Here is a 14890-nt window from a genome sequence, read left to right as displayed (position 1 = left end):
CAAACTACGCCATTCTAGAAATTCACCCGGTTCGAGATCGCGCCGTCCACGATGAGATTGGCGCCGGTCGTGAACGACGAGGCCGGGCTTGCCAGAAACACCGCGGCGTTCGCGATTTCCTGTGGCGTCGCCATGCGCCCGGTCGGATTACGCTTCATCGCGTCGTTGTAACGCTCGGGCATGTTCTGCTCGATCATGTTCCAGACGCCGCCCTTGAAGTAGACGGTGCCGGGCGACACGACATTCACGCGGATCTTCTTCTTGGCGTATTGCCGCGCCAGTCCCTTGGCCATGTGGATCAGCGCCGCCTTGATCGGGCCGTAGGAGCTGGCGAGATCGGCCTGCGCCGCCGAGATCGAGGAGATGATGACGAAGGCGGCATCGCCGCGCGTCTCGCCGCTAGTCTCGAGGAACGGCCGCGCGGCGTCGAACGCATGCACGGCGCCGAGCACGTCGAGCCGGAAATTCTGCTCCCATGACGCGGGATCGTGGCCTTGCGCCATCGCGCCGGCATTGGCGAACAGCAGGTCGATGCCGCCGAACTCCTTTGCCGCGCCCTCGACCCACGCCTTCAGCGCCGCGCCGTCGGTGACGTCGACCGTGCCGCCGGTGGCGCGGATGCCGCTGGCCTTCAGCTCGGCCACGGTGGCGGCGACTTGCTCCGCATTGCGCGCGCACACGGCAACATTGCTGCCTTCACCGGCCAGCGTCGCCGCAATTGCCCGACCGATGCCGCGCGTGCCGCCGAGCACGATGGCGTTTTTTCCTTTGAGACCGAGATCCATTGTTTGGGTCTTCCCTTTTTGTTGGTCGTCACGAGTGTAGCCGCGGAGACGGAGAAAGTCCTCCCCTCACTCCGGCGAAGCCCCCACCGGCGGGCCGCCGGGCGGACGATGCAGGAAGGTCAGCGAGGCGTAAGCGCCGGCCCAGGAGCCGATCGCCGCGAAAGCGACATAGAACGCGTTTTCGGTGTAGCTGATCACGGCATAGGAGGAGAGCAGATACCAGACTGCGCTCCAGTTCGCCGCCGGCACGCGCTTGCGCGCAATCACGGCGGAGGTGAACATCACATAGACTGCGTCGGTCGCCGCGGTTGCGACGAACACGGCGCCTGCGGTGAGGGGATCGATGGCGGCCATTGCATTCCCTTATGTGCTAGTGAATGGTCACCAAAAACTAGGGGAGAGAAGAGGCCATGCAAAGCCCTGCCGACATTCTTAGGGATATCTGGACCTCTGCCGGAGGCGATGTCGCGGCCCTTGAGCGCGTGCGCCTGGCCGGCGACGAGCCGCAGATACCGTCCTCGTTCCGTGTCGCCGTCGCCGGACAAACGACGATCGCCGCTGCCGGCCTTGCCGCCGCCGAGATCTGGCGGCAACGCAGCGGCGAGGCGCAGGATGTGACCGTCGACATGCGTCACGCCGTCGTCGAATGCCGTTCCGAGCGCTATCTGCGCCTCGACGACAAGCCGCCGCCTCCGGCCTGGGACGCCATCGCCGGCGTCTACAAGACCGGCGACAACCGTTTCGTGCGCTGCCACACCAATTTTCCGCATCATCGCGACGCCGTCTGCAAAGTGCTTGGCTGTGTGCCCGAGCGCGAGAAGGTGCAGGCCGCGCTGATGCAATGGAAGGGCGAGGATTTCGAGACGGCCGCTTATGCCGCCGGCGGCGTCGTCGCGCTGATGCGCTCCTACGACGAATGGTCGGCGCTGCCGCAGGCGCGCGCGCTGGCCGAGCTGCCGCTGATCTCGATCGAGAAGATCGGCGATGCTCCGCCCAAGCTTTGGTCCAAAGGCGATCGCCCGCTCGCAGGCCTGCGTGTGCTCGATCTCTCCCGCGTCATCGCCGGTCCCGTCGCCGGCCGCACGCTCGCTGCGCACGGCGCCGATGTGCTGCTGGTCTCGGGGCCGGACCTGCCCGCGATTCCCTGGCTCACCATCGACACCGGCCGCGGCAAGCTCACCACCTTCATCGCGCTGAAGAGCGAGGCGGGCCGGGCGCAGATGCGCGCGCTGTTGCAGGACGCCGACATCGTCTCGCAAGGCTATCGCCCGCGCGCGCTCGCCGCTCTTGGCCTCTCGCCGGAGCGGGCCGCGGAGATCAATCCCGGCATCGTCTACGTCACACTGTCGGCTTATGGCCATGCCGGCCCCTGGGCCGAGCGGCGCGGCTTCGATTCGCTGGTGCAGACGACGACTGGCTTCAACGATGCGGAAGGCAAGGCCGCCGGCATCGACGGTCCGAAGGAATTGCCGGCGCAGATGCTCGATCACGCCACCGGCTATCTGATGGCGTTCGGCGCGATGATGGCCAAGGCGCGCCAGGCCCGTGAAGGCGGCAGCTGGCACGTGCGCGTGTCGCTGGCGCAGACCGGACGCTGGCTGTGGAATCTCGGTCGGCTCGAAGGCGGTCTCGATACCCCGGATCTTACGGGTGAGGCCGTACATGCTGCGTTCATGGAAACGGTGTCATCTGGCTTCGGCACGTTGAAGGCGGTGCGCCATTCGGCTGTGCTGTCGCGGACGCCGGCGCAATGGAGCCTTCCGGCGATGCCGCTCGGCAGCCATCCGCCGCAATGGCCGGGCTGAAGCTGACGTGAAGCTGACGTGTCGCAAAATTTTAACGCAAACCGAAGGACGGCCAGCGTTTTTTAGGTTGTTTGCAATCCCAATTCGGCACTATTAGCGCGACCGATGAGGCAGCCGTCTGCCGAGATCGTCGCAGACAAGACCGGGCCCCATGGTAGTTGAAAATACCAAGCGTTTGCAGGTGCTTACAAAACAACGGATGATCGTATCCGTAGTTTTACTGGCGCTTGCCGGGGCCGGCGCCTACGGGTTTCTCTATGCGGGCGTCAAGGACAAGAACCACTCCGAAGTCTCCAGCCAGTCGCGCAGGAACGCCCAGAATTTCACGCCGACGCCGTCCGAATGGGCGACGCTGACGATCGAGCCGGTCAATGCCAAGGCCTTCCGCGCCGAGTACGTCACCGAAGGCAAGGTCGCGGTCGATGAAGACCGCTCGACACCGGTGTTCTCGCCTTATGCGGGCCGGGTGACCAAGCTGCTCGCCAAGCCGGGCGAGAGCGTGACCCAAGGTCAACCGCTGTTCACAATCGAGGCCGCCGACACCGTGCAGGCCCAGAACGATTTCATCGCGGCGATGACGTCGCAGAACAAGGCGAAGTCGGCGCTCGAGCTTGCCGACATCCAGTACCGGCGCGCCAAGGATCTCTACGAAGGCCGCGCCATTCCGCTCAAGGATTATCAGCAGGCGGAGGCCACCCAGGTCCAGGCGCAGAACGACATGCGCTCCGCGGTGACGGCGCTCGAGGCCGCAAACAACAAGCTGCGCATCCTCGGCTTCACCGACGAGACGATCAAGGCGTTCCAGACCAAGAGCACCATCAATCCGGAGATCACGATCTATGCGCCGATCGCGGGCACGGTCGTGCAGCGCAAGATCGGCCCCGGGCAATATGTCAGTGCCGGCGCGAGCGACCCGGTTTTCGTGATCGGCGATCTCTCCACCGTCTGGCTCACCGCCTTCGTGCGCGAGAGCGACGCTGCTCAGGTCAGCATCGGGCAGGACATCAACGTCAACGTCATGGCGCTGCCGGGCCGTCCGCTGACCGCCAAGATCAACTATGTCGCCGCCGCGATCGATCCCAATACCCGCCGCCTGCTGGTCCGCGCCACCATCGATAACAAGGATGGCCTGCTCAAGCCGGAAATGTTCGCCAACGTCACGATCTATTCGGCCGGCGACCGCGCGGCGCCTGCGGTGCCGAAGCAGGCGCTGATCTACGAAGGCGACCAGGTGCGCATCTGGGTCGCGCGTGACGACAAATCGGTCGAGCTCCGCCAGATCAAGATCGGCCTCATCAATGGCAACCTCGTCGAGGTGACCAGCAACCTGAAGCCCGGCGAACGGATCGTCGTCAAAGGCAGTCTGTTCATCGACCGAGCGGCGTCCGGTAGCTGATCGACGAGCCCCACGAAACTGCGAAAAAACTGAATGGATCGTCTCGTCGCCCTAGCCGTCCACCGGCGCTTCCTGATGGTCGGCATGTTCGTCGCCGTGTTCATCGGCGGCCTGATTGCGTTCAATCAGCTCAACATCGAGGCCTATCCCGATCCGACCCCGCCGATGGTCGACATCGTCACGCAGAGCCCGGGCCTGTCGGCGGAAGAGATCGAGCGCTACATCACGATCCCGATCGAGACGCAGGTCGCGGGCCTGAAGAACCTCACGACCATCCGCACCATCTCGCTCTACGGCCTCTCCGACGTCAAACTGCAGTTCTCGTTCGCCTACACCTATGACGAGGCATTGCAGCAGGTCCTGAACCGCCTGGCGCAACTCGCGCCGCTGCCGGGCAACGTGCAGCCGCAGATCTCGCCGCTGAGCCCGATCGGCGAAATCTTCCGCTATCGGCTGGTCGGCCCGCCGAACTACAGCGTGCTCGACCTCAAGACCATCCAGGACTGGATCCTGCAGCGCCGCTTCCGTTCCGTGCCCGGCGTGATCGACGTGACCGGGTGGGGTGGCAAGAGCAAGACCTATGAGCTCCAGGTCGACAACAACAAGCTGGTCGCAAACGGCCTGACGCTGCCGCAACTGCTCCAGGCGGTCAGCAATTCCAACGTCAATGTCGGCGGCAACACCGTCAATATCGGCCAGCAATCGGCCGTGGTGCGCGGCGTCGGCCTGATCAAGTCGATCGACGACCTCGCCAACACCATGATCGCCCAGACCAACGGCAATCCGGTGCTGGTCAAGGACGTCGCCACCGTCACGATCGGCCAGAAGCCGCGTCTTGGCATCGCCGGCATCGACGATTCCGACGATATCGTGCAAGGCATCGTCCTGATGCGCCGCGGCGAGCAGAGCTCGCCGACCATCAAGCGCGTCCACCAGCTCGTTCAAACCATCAACGAGTCCAGCATCCTGCCGCCCGGCGTGCGCATCGAGCGCATCTATGACCGCGGCGACCTGATCGAGCTCACCACCCACACCGTGCTGCACAACATGGTGGTCGGCATCCTCCTGATCGTGCTGCTGCAGTGGATCTTCCTCGGCGATCTGCGCAGCGCGCTGATCGTCGGCGCCACGATTCCGTTCGCGCTGTTCTTTGCCGTGATCATTCTGGTGCTGCGCGGGGAATCGGCAAACCTGCTGTCGGTCGGTGCCATCGATTTCGGCCTGATCGTAGATGCCACCGTCATCATGGTGGAGGCGATCTTCCGCCGCCTGACGCAGACCACGCCGCCGACGGAATCCGAGCAGATGTCGCCCGAGACGCTGTTCGGCATGAAGAGCCACGCCATCCTCAGCGCCGCGGCCGACGTCTCGCGCTCGATCTTCTTTGCCGCCGCGATCATCATCGCGGCCTTCCTGCCGCTGTTCACGCTATCCGGCGTCGAAGGCAACATTTTCGGACCGATGGCGCGCACCTATGCCTACGCGCTCGCCGGCGGCCTGCTCGCGACCTTCACCGTGACGCCGGCGCTCTCCGCGATCATCCTGCCGGCCCATGTCGAGGAGACCGAGACCAGGGTGATGCAGATCCTGCATCGGATCTACATGCCGGTTCTGAATTGGGCTGTCGCCAACCGCGCCATCATGCTCGGCGCCTCGGTCGGCCTCGTGCTGATGACGGTCGCGCTCGGCCGGCTGCTCGGCCTCGAATTCCTGCCCAAGCTGGAAGAGGGCAATCTCTGGATCCGTGCCACGCTGCCGCCGACCATCTCGCTCCAGGAGGGCAACTCCTATGTCAACGAGATGCGCAAGCTGATCCGCGCCCGGCCCGAGGTCGAATCCGTGGTGTCGCAGCACGGCCGTCCCGACGACGGCACCGACGCCGCCGGCTTCTTCAACGCCGAGTTCTTCGCGCCGCTGAAGCCTGCGAGCCAGTGGCCCGGCACGCATGACAAGGAGGAGCTGACCGCGGAGCTGCTCAAGCAGCTCGACGACCGCTTCCCCGGCGTCGAGTTCAACTTCTCGCAATATCTCCAGGACAACGTCTCCGAAGCCGTCTCCGGTGTGAAGGGCGAGAACTCGATCAAGCTGTTCGGCAGCGATCTCCAGGCGCTGACCGACACCGCCAACAAGATCAAGTCGGTGCTCGCGACCGTGCAGGGCGTGACCGACCTCGCGGTCTTCACCTCGCTCGGGCAGCCGACGGTGCAGATCGACATCGACCGCGCCAAGGCCGCGCGCTACGGGCTCGCCCCCGGCGATATCAACGCCACCATCAAGGTCGCGATCGGCGGCGACTCCGCGGGCGACATCTACGAGCCCGGCTCCGACCGCCACTTCCCGATCATCGTTCGCCTTGCGCCGGAATATCGCCGCAGCGCCGAGGCGATCCAGAACATTCGGATCGGTGCGCCCGGGCCGAACGGCTCCGTCACCCAGATTCCGCTCAGCGAAGTTGCCTCGATCAGCCTCGTTTCCGGCGCAGCGTACATCTACCGCGAGCAGCAGGAACGCTATCTGCCGATCAAGTTCTCGGTCCGTGAGCGCGATCTCGGCAGTGCCATCCGCGAGGCCCAGCAGAAGATCGCCGACCAGGTGCAGCTGCCGCCCGGCTCGCACATGGAATGGGTCGGCGAGTTCGGCAATCTCCAGGACGCGATTCGGCGGCTGTCGATCGTGGTGCCGATCTCGCTGGCGCTGATCGGCATCCTGCTCTGGTTCAATTTCGGCTCGATGACCGACACCCTGCTCGCCATGAGCGTGATCCCGATGGCGATCTTCGGTGGCGTGCTCGGCCTGCTGATCACCGGCACCGCCTTCAGCGTCTCGGCCGCGATCGGGTTCATCGCCCTGTTCGGTATCGCGGTGATGGACGGCATCATCATCCTGTCGCAGTTCAATCAGTTGATCGACGAAGGCATGGACCGCGTGAGCGCGGTGATCCGCACCGGCGAATTGCAGCTTCGCCCCGTGCTGATGACATGCGTCGTCGCCGGCGTCGGTCTGCTGCCGGCCGCGCTGTCGGCGGGCATCGGCTCGCAGGTGCAGAAGCCGCTCGCGGTCGTCGTCGTCACCGGCATGCTGCTGGCGCCGATCGTGATCCTGGTGACGTTGCCGGTGCTGATCTCCTTCTTCTCCCGCCGCGCGCGCTGACGCGCGAGCTAGCCCAACGCGCGCTGCGCGATCCGCAGCAGCATCGTGGTGCCGAGCCCGAGCAGCATCAGGCTCGCGAATCGGCTGCTCAATGACAGCATCCGCGGCGTCAGCCGCGAGCGCGCGGTGGCGACGATCGTGCTGAGGATCATCCACCACACCGCAGAGCCGACGAACACGCCCGCGATCATCGGTGCAGCTGCGGCCTGCGTGGAGAACGCGTGCAGCGCTGCGAGAAACAGGATGACCGTCAACGGATTGGTCAGCCCGAGCGCGATGGCGCTGAGATAGGCGCGGGCGAGACGCACGCGGTCGATCTCGCCGGCGTCCTGCAGCACGATGGAGCACCGGTGGGTGCGAAGCGCGAACCACAGCAGCGTCAGCGCCGAGACGACGCCGAAGATAACGGCATTCGCCTCGACCCAGGGCTGCGCAAGCGCGCCCAATCCCAGGACTGCGAAGGCGCTGTAGGTGAGATGCACGGTCGCTGCACCGAAGCCGGTGGCGAGGCCTGTGGCCATGCCCGACGCCAATGTGCGCTGAATGCACAGCATGCCCATGGGCCCAATCGGAGCCGCGACGGTGAAACCAATTCCGATGCCGGAAAAAAGCGCGGCAAGAAAATGCGATAAGGGCATGCATCCGCACGATCAAATGAAATCTATGCGTGTGCGTAGCCGCGAAATTGAATCGTCGCCTCAACCGGAAGGCTGAAAAGCAGACGAGAGCGCAAACACGAACGTGTGAGTCAGCGTCGTTGTGCTCGCGTGACAACAGTTCCATCACCCGACATGGAACAGCGTCGCATTTTGTTTGAACCTTATTGAAGGTACCGCGACTCAGAAGCCGTAGAGTCGCGCCGGATTGTCGACCAGGATTTTCCTGCGTACATCGGCATCCGGCGCCCAGAGCGGAAGCTGGTTGAGCAGCCGGCCATCGTCGATGGCGTGGAAGGGTGCGATGTCGGTGGCCTTGCGACCATCGACTTGCGCCGAATCCGGATGCGGCCAGTCGGTGCCCCAGACGATGCGGTCCGGGTTCGCGGCGATCAGTGCGCGCGCATAGGGCAGCATGTCCTGATAATCGGGCGCGAGGTTCGACGAGCGATAGGCTCCTGAAATCTTCACATAGGCTTTTCCGGATTTGACCAAAGCGACGAGGTCGGCAAAGCCCGGCTGCTCCAGTCCGAGCGAGGCCTCGAGCCCACCAAAATGGTCGAACACCGCAGGCACCGGTGAGGCCAGCACGAGATCCCGGATCGCGGAGATCATCGACAGCGTGGTGTAGAGCTGCACATGCCAGCCGCGCGCCGTCATGCGCTCGACGGCAGCGGTGAAGCGGGCGCGGCCGACATCGGGATTGTTGACGCCGTCAGTCGCCAGATTGATGCGGATGCCGCGGAAGCCGGCCGCATGCATCGCGTCGAGCTCGGCTTCCGTGGTCTTGTCATCGATCACGGCCACCCCGCGCGCGGTCGCGCCGCGCGCCTTCATGCCGAACAGGCTGGAGGAATTGTCGGTGCCGTAGACGCTCGGCGTGACGATCACGACGCGCTCGATATGCAGCGCCTTGTGCAGCGCCGCCATTTCCTCGGGGCTTGCCGGTCCCGGCGTGTAAACGCGCCCCGTGAAGAACGGAAATGTCGCGACATCGCCATGGATATGGGTGTGACAGTCGCAGGCATGGGCCGGCACGTCGAAATTGATCGGCGTCGCGGGTTGCGCTGCGCGCGCGTAAACTGTGTCGGTCATGGCTGCTCCGGCGGCGGGGAAGGCGCGCGCACGATATCACATCAGCCGGGCAGTCCCGCCAATTCGCTGCATAGCTGCTCGACCAGTTCCGCAAGCGGACGTGCGCCGTCGACGCGAACGACCGGGCAGGGCAGATCCGCGAGCCACGTCTCATCTTTTGCGAGACTGCGGCCGTCGCGATCACCGGCTTCGTAGTGCGCGGCCCAGTCGACGAACGCCTCCATCTCCGCGTGACGCCAGCCTCCGGGCGCGACAGCATCGGCACCGAAATGAGCAGCTTCGCGCGCACGCAGTCGCTGCAGGCGAAGCTCGCTCGGCGTTGACACGAAGATGACGACATCGAAGAACGGGACGAGCTCGTTGCCCCAGCCGGTGACGGTTCCGCTCAGCACCCAATCGAGCCGTGGCAGAAACATCTCGCGCATCAGGCGCAGCCGATCGGCGGCAGGGCGTGTCGTCTGGTAGGGTGGAACAGTCGGCAGCCAGAAATAATCGTCACTGTCGTGATGCGGCAGCGCCAGCCGGCCCGCAAGCGCGCGGCCGAGCGTCGTCACGCCGGAGCCCGAAGCTCCCATCAGATGGATGCGGCGGCTCTTCATCGAGATCGACCGGAAGATTTGAAGTTATTGCCCCGACGGCGTGCGCAGGCCGTGCCAGGCGTCGCGGACCTGCTGGTAGTGCACCTCGGGCAGATAGTCCGGGGTGTTCAGGCTCAGCGTCTTGACGTCCAGATGACCGACGGCGCTGAGCAGCGTGTAGGAGGCGATGACGCGGTCGCGCAGCGCGCCGATCAGGCGGGCCCTGGCCTGGATCAGATCGGCCTGCGAGTTCAGCACGTCGACGGTGGTGCGCTGTCCGCCGGCGGCCTCGCGCTGGACGCCCTGGAGCGCGACGGTCGCTGCTTTCACTTCGGATTCCGAGGCCGAGACCGCGATCTTGGCGCCTTCATTGGCGACCCAGGCGCTGACCGCTGCGGTGCGCGCCTGGTTGCGTACCTGGTCGAGCACGAGCCGGCTCTGCGCCGTGACTTCCTTGGCCTGCCGGGTCTGAGAGGCGGCCTGGCCGCCGTCATAGATCGGTGCGGTGACGTTGGCGACGATCGAGGCCTGGTCGGTGGCGAAGGTGCCGAGCGTCTGGTCGGCGTCGCGGCTGCGGCTGACGCTGCCCTGGAGGCTGGCGCTCGGCAGCAGCGCGCCTTCGGCGACGCGGATATTGGTCGAGGCGACGTCGACGTCGAAACTGGCTGCCATCACCGCCGGATGCTCGCGGATCGCCATCGTGATCGAATCCTCGCGGGTCTTCGGCAGATAGCGATCGACCACCTCGGCAGGGCGGAGCGCCGAGGGCGCATTGCCGATCACCTGGGAATAGGTCGCCTGGCTCACCGCAAGCGCGACTTCCGCGGCATTGAGGTCGGCAAGGCCGCGGTTGAGGCGCGCCTCGGCCTGGGCGCTGTCGGTCGGGGTGACGTCGCCGGCATTGAGTCGGCGCTGGGTGATGGCGAGCGTCTCGCGCAGGAAGGCGACGTTGGAGCGTTGCGCCTCGACCAGCGACTGGTTGGCCAGCACGTTGGTGTAGGCGGTGACGGCGTCGAGCAGCACGCCCTGGCCGACATTGCGCAGCGCCTCGCGGCCGGACTGCACCTGGAGTTCCGCGACCCGCACGTTGTTGGCGGTGCGGAAGCCGTTGAACAGGGTCTGCGACACCGTGACCCCGATGGTCCAGGGCTTCAGCGTCGCGGTCTGGATGGTGTTGTCCGGAAGCAGGTTGCGCACCGCCTGCAGGCCGGCGCTGAGGCTCGCCACGATCTGCGGCCGGTAGCCGGCCAGCGCCTGCGGCACGTTCTCGTCGGTGGCGCGCTGCCTTGCGCGCTCGGCGTTGAGTTGGGGGTTGGTCTGGTAGGCCTTGACCAGCGCCTCCGGCAGGGCTTCCGCGCAGGCCGCGGCGGGTAGGGCGCAACACAACGCGACCGTGGTCCATGCCGCCAGGACAGGACCCACGCCCGATCGACGCCGCGTCATCACGCGGCCAGCTCTGGCGGCACGCCCAATCATGTAATCCCGCAAAACCCCGGCTGTCCGCCCCCGCCGACGGCGGCTCTCTTAACTGTTTACCCAGCGCCGGTCCCGCAGGCAAACTGCCGCGGAGGAAACCCCCATGAAATCCGTGCTTGTTGCAGGTGCGTCACACAGCGATTCCGCCTCGAATGCGCTATAGGGGACCCATGGCGCCTTCCAATTCCGTCGGGCGCCTTTGCCATGCGGTCCGGACCCACGGATGATGCCGAAATTCTTCTCCGATCCCGATGCGCTCGCGGAGGAGATCATTCGCGAGGTTGGAACCGATCTGGTGGTCGGTCTGCCGCTCGGCCTCGGCAAGGCCAATCACGTGGTCAATGCCCTTTACGCGCGGGCCTGCGCCGATCCTTACATCAAGCTGACATTGCTGTCGGCGCTGACGCTGGAGAAGCCGAAGCCGAAGGCCCTGATCGAAAGCCGCTTCATCACGCCTGTCATCGACCGCCTGTTTGGAGGGTATCCCGACCTGGCCTATGCCGATGCGCTGCGCGCGAATCGGCTGCCGCCCAATATCGGCGTGGTCGAGTTCTTCTTTCTTGCCGGACGCTGGCTGCATGTGCCGGCCGCACAGCAGAATTACATCTCGGCCAACTATACCCACGCGGCGAGCTATCTGCTGGCGCGCGGGATGAACGTGGTGACGCAGCTGGTCGCCAAACGCGTCGTCGATGGCGTGCCGCGCTACAGCCTGTCCTGCAACACCGACACGACGCTGGACGTGCTGCGCGAGCGTCGCGCCGGACGCGCGTCGTTCAAGCTGATCGCACAGGTGAATTCCGAGCTGCCGTTCATGCCGGGCGAGGGCGATCTTCCGGCCGAGGAGTTTTGCGCCGTGCTGGACAGCGCGGCGACCGACTTTCCCCTGTTCGCGCCGCCGTCGGAGCCGATCTCCGATACCAAATACGCGATCGGCCTGAATGCAGCCTCTCTCGTGCGCGACGGCGGCACGCTGCAAATCGGCATCGGACAGGTCGGCGATGCGCTGGCGCAGGGCCTGATCCTGCGCCATCGCGACAGTGCGGCATTTCATCATGTCGTCACACGGCTGTCTCCGGCGCGACCAGCCGTCGCGCAGGAGGCCGGTGCCTTCGAGGCGGGCCTTTACGGCGTCAGCGAGATGGTCACCGAGGCGTTCATCGGCCTGATCGACGCCGGCATTCTCAAGCGCGCCGTCGACGGCGTGGTGCTGCACGGTGCCTTCTTCCTCGGTCCAAAGTCGTTCTATCGCGCGCTGCGCGAGATGCCGCCGGAGTTGATCGCACGCGTCCAGATGATGCCGGTGTCGTTCACGAACGAGCTCTACGGCGATGAGGACCAGAAGCGTCGCGCCCGCATCGACGCACGCTTCATCAACGTCACGATGATGGCGACGCTTCTGGGCGCAGCCGTGTCCGACGGCCTCGACGACGGCCAGGTCGTGAGCGGCGTCGGCGGACAGTACAATTTCGTGGCGCAGGCTTTTGCCCTGAACGCAGCGCGATCGGTCCTGACGCTCGAGGCCACGCGGCAGGCCGGCGGCGCCTTGAAATCCAACATTCTCTGGCGCTACGGGCACGAAACCATCCCGCGGCATCTGCGCGATGTCTTCGTCACCGAATACGGTGTTGCCGATCTCAGGGGAAAGTCGGACGCCGATGTGATCGCGGCCATGCTCGAGATTGCTGACTCGCGCTTCCAGGACGAGCTGGTGCGGGTGGCGAAGGAGGCCGGCAAACTGCCGCGGGGCTACGATATCCCGGCGGTCCATCGTGAAAACCATCCGGAGCGGATCGCGGCAGCACTCAAGCCCGCGCGCGAGGCCGGGCTGTTGCCGTCGTTTCCGTTCGGCTGCGATTTTACCGAGGTCGAGCAGCGCCTCATCCCGGCGCTGGAAATCCTGCAGGGCGCGCAGCATTCATCGCGCGCGCTGGCGGGCCTGTTGTGGCAAGGCTTGACGCAGAAACCTGATGCGGCGGATCAGGCGTGTCTCGCACGCCTCGGCCTCGATCGCCCAAAAACCTGGGCCGAGCGCTTCTACTGCGCGCTCGTCGGCGCGGCTTTGGCACGTAGTCACGTCTAGCCTCGGGTGTCGTCCCGGCGAAAGCCGGGACCCATAACCCCAGGGAGGAGTTTGACGAAGACTCGTTGTTTGGTACGTCCACTTTCCGCCATCGATGGATTCCGCGGTATGGGTCCCGGCTTTCGCCGGGACGACTGCGGAGAGTCTTACCGGTTCTTGTTCACCGGCTTGCGCTTCTCGATGAACGCGGCCATGCCCTCGGAGCGGTCTTCGAGCGCGAAGGTCGAGTGAAACAGATTGCGTTCGACGCTCATGCCTTCGGCGAGCGTGGTCTCGAAGGCGCGGTTGACTGCTTCCTTGGCCATCGCAACGGCAGGACGCGACATGGAGGCGATCTTCTCGGCAGCCGCCATGGTCTCGTCCATCAACTTGTCGGCCGGCACGATGCGGCTGACGAGGCCCGAGCGCTCGGCTTCGGCTGCGTCCATCATGCGGCCGGTGAGGCAGAGATCCATCGCCTTGGACTTGCCGATCGCGCGGGTCAGGCGCTGGGTGCCGCCGATGCCGGGGATGGTGCCGAGCGTGATCTCGGGCTGGCCGAATTTGGCGGTATCGGCAGCAATGATGAAGTCGCACATCATGGCGAGCTCGCAGCCGCCGCCAAGGGCATAGCCTGCGACCGCCGCAATGGTCGGCTTGCGGCAGCGCGCGACGCGGTCGCCGCCGATCGCGGCAAAGTCCTCGGAGAACATGTCGATGAAGCCTTTCGGCTGCATCTCCTTGATGTCGGCGCCGGCGGCAAAGGCCTTCTCGCTGCCGGTCACGACGATGCAGCCGATGGCGTCATCGGCTTCGAGATCGTCGACGGCGGCAGCAATCTCGCGAAACACGCCGAAGGAGAGCGCGTTGAGCATCTTCGGCCGGTTCAGCTTGATGATGCCGACCGCGCCTTTGCTTTCGACGATGATGTGTTCGAACGTGCTCATGGTCCACCCACGCGTTTGATTGGGCAGGCAATGTGCCCGCTGGCGGGGTGGGCTTCAAGGGGTCCAAAAGCGGCCGGGACGCGCGCGCAGCGCGCCCCGAGACGGGGCGTTAGGCCAAGACCTAAGCCATGAACATGCGGGCGGCGGAGGCCAGTGTCAGCAGCGTGCCGACGCCGATGAAGATCTTGCCGATCAGCGAGCTCTGGTCCCAGGCCGAGCTCGGCTGGCTGCTCGCCATCATCGGCGCGGGACGCGGCTGCGCGTCGGTTGCGGCGACCACCGCCTTCTGCACGGGCGGGTTGTCCTGTGGCAAGGCGCGATCGAGGTCGTTGAGCTGGTCGGGCGCGACCACCTGGTTCTCGGCATTGGCGGCAGCGTTCGTGTCGGTCGCTGCTTGCACATTGTCGTTGGCGCGGCCCGTCATCGCCGAGGCTGCGGCCGCAGTCGGCGTGTCCGCGGCGGCGAGCTGCGCGTTCGCATTGGCGACTTCCGGCGGCATCTGGCTCGAGGCCGGGACGTCGGTCGCGGACTTGCTGCTGACCTTGGTCTGGTCGGCCTGCGGCGTGGCATCCGCCTTGTCAGTCTTGTCGGCCTTGTCGTCGGATTTCTGCGCCGTCTTGCTGTCGGTGTGGCGGCGCGACGAATGGCGTCGCTGCTTGCTCGGCTTGACCTCATCGGCCTGTTTGCTTGCGCCGTCCGGATTCGTGCTCGCAGCGCTCGGTGCGGCCTGCACCGAGGCTCCAAACAGCAGGAATAGTCCGGTCAGAGCGACCAATGCCGCGTGTCCGCTGGCTTTCATCATGTTGATGATCTCCCCAATTCGCCCGTCCCGGGGCGAACAGAGACCCCGGCCCATGACGACAACGGGGCAAAATATGGGAATCTTCGGGCCACACCGGGCAAAACCGGGGCAAACCTTGTCCGGTGCATCGGCCCGCCG

Annotated in this window: 12 protein-coding genes; 4 read left to right on the top strand and 8 right to left on the bottom strand. The window is 65.4% G+C overall.

From position 1 onward, the window contains the following. Positions 1–14 precede the first annotated feature (14 nt). Both QA645_RS29895 and QA645_RS29890 read right to left on the bottom strand, forming a co-directional pair. Positions 15–785, bottom strand: a complete 771-nt coding sequence (locus QA645_RS29895) for an SDR family oxidoreductase (protein WP_283044953.1) — start codon at positions 783–785, stop codon at positions 15–17. A 66-nt stretch (positions 786–851) separates the two neighbouring features. Continuing rightward, positions 852–1139, bottom strand: a complete 288-nt coding sequence (locus tag QA645_RS29890) for a hypothetical protein (RefSeq protein WP_254130123.1) — start codon at positions 1137–1139, stop codon at positions 852–854. Between the two features lie 56 nt (positions 1140–1195). On the opposite strand from QA645_RS29890, the gene QA645_RS29885 reads away from it, so the two are divergent. The 3 genes from QA645_RS29885 to QA645_RS29875 all read left to right on the top strand — a co-directional run bounded on the left by QA645_RS29885 (position 1196) and on the right by QA645_RS29875 (position 7136). Beyond that, the gene (locus QA645_RS29885; RefSeq protein WP_283044952.1) at positions 1196–2590 is read left to right on the top strand and encodes a CoA transferase; all 1395 of its coding nucleotides are present in this window, start codon (positions 1196–1198) and stop codon (positions 2588–2590) included. 151 nt (positions 2591–2741) lie between these two features. Continuing rightward, on the top strand, positions 2742–3986 hold the full coding sequence (locus tag QA645_RS29880; protein WP_254130125.1) for an efflux RND transporter periplasmic adaptor subunit: 1245 nt from the start codon (positions 2742–2744) through the stop codon (positions 3984–3986). A gap of 33 nt (positions 3987–4019) precedes the next feature. Beyond that, positions 4020–7136, top strand: a complete 3117-nt coding sequence (locus QA645_RS29875) for a CusA/CzcA family heavy metal efflux RND transporter (protein ID WP_254130126.1) — start codon at positions 4020–4022, stop codon at positions 7134–7136. 8 nt (positions 7137–7144) lie between these two features. Here QA645_RS29875 and QA645_RS29870 read toward each other — a convergent pair whose 3' ends face one another. The 4 genes from QA645_RS29870 to QA645_RS29855 form a co-directional block, all read right to left on the bottom strand. Beyond that, positions 7145–7774 (bottom strand): LysE family transporter, encoded by a 630-nt coding sequence (locus QA645_RS29870; RefSeq protein ID WP_283044951.1) that lies wholly within the window; start codon positions 7772–7774, stop codon positions 7145–7147. A 201-nt stretch (positions 7775–7975) separates the two neighbouring features. Next, a complete protein-coding gene (locus tag QA645_RS29865; RefSeq protein ID WP_283044950.1) occupies positions 7976–8887 on the bottom strand; it encodes an amidohydrolase family protein in 912 nt (303 codons plus the stop codon). 41 nt (positions 8888–8928) lie between these two features. Next, positions 8929–9486 carry a hypothetical protein gene (locus QA645_RS29860; RefSeq protein WP_283044949.1) on the bottom strand — a complete coding sequence of 186 codons (558 nt, stop codon included), beginning with the start codon at positions 9484–9486 and terminating at the stop codon, positions 8929–8931. A 24-nt stretch (positions 9487–9510) separates the two neighbouring features. Beyond that, entirely contained in the window at positions 9511–10908 is a 1398-nt protein-coding gene (locus QA645_RS29855; RefSeq protein ID WP_283044948.1) for a TolC family outer membrane protein, read from the bottom strand. A gap of 259 nt (positions 10909–11167) precedes the next feature. On the opposite strand from QA645_RS29855, the gene QA645_RS29850 reads away from it, so the two are divergent. After that, positions 11168–13024 carry an acetyl-CoA hydrolase/transferase C-terminal domain-containing protein gene (locus QA645_RS29850; protein WP_283053416.1) on the top strand — a complete coding sequence of 619 codons (1857 nt, stop codon included), beginning with the start codon at positions 11168–11170 and terminating at the stop codon, positions 13022–13024. A 146-nt stretch (positions 13025–13170) separates the two neighbouring features. Here QA645_RS29850 and QA645_RS29845 read toward each other — a convergent pair whose 3' ends face one another. After that, a complete protein-coding gene (locus QA645_RS29845) occupies positions 13171–13950 on the bottom strand; it encodes an enoyl-CoA hydratase (RefSeq protein ID WP_234681289.1) in 780 nt (259 codons plus the stop codon). A gap of 121 nt (positions 13951–14071) precedes the next feature. After that, complete coding sequence (locus tag QA645_RS29840; protein WP_283044947.1) at positions 14072–14752, bottom strand: hypothetical protein; 681 nt, start codon at positions 14750–14752, stop codon at positions 14072–14074. Positions 14753–14890 lie beyond the last annotated feature (138 nt).

This window comes from Bradyrhizobium sp. CIAT3101, from assembly GCF_029714945.1.
Taxonomy (GTDB): domain Bacteria; phylum Pseudomonadota; class Alphaproteobacteria; order Rhizobiales; family Xanthobacteraceae; genus Bradyrhizobium.
The sequence above is the reverse complement of the archived record's forward strand: the minus strand, read 5'-3'. Positions and strand labels throughout refer to the sequence as shown.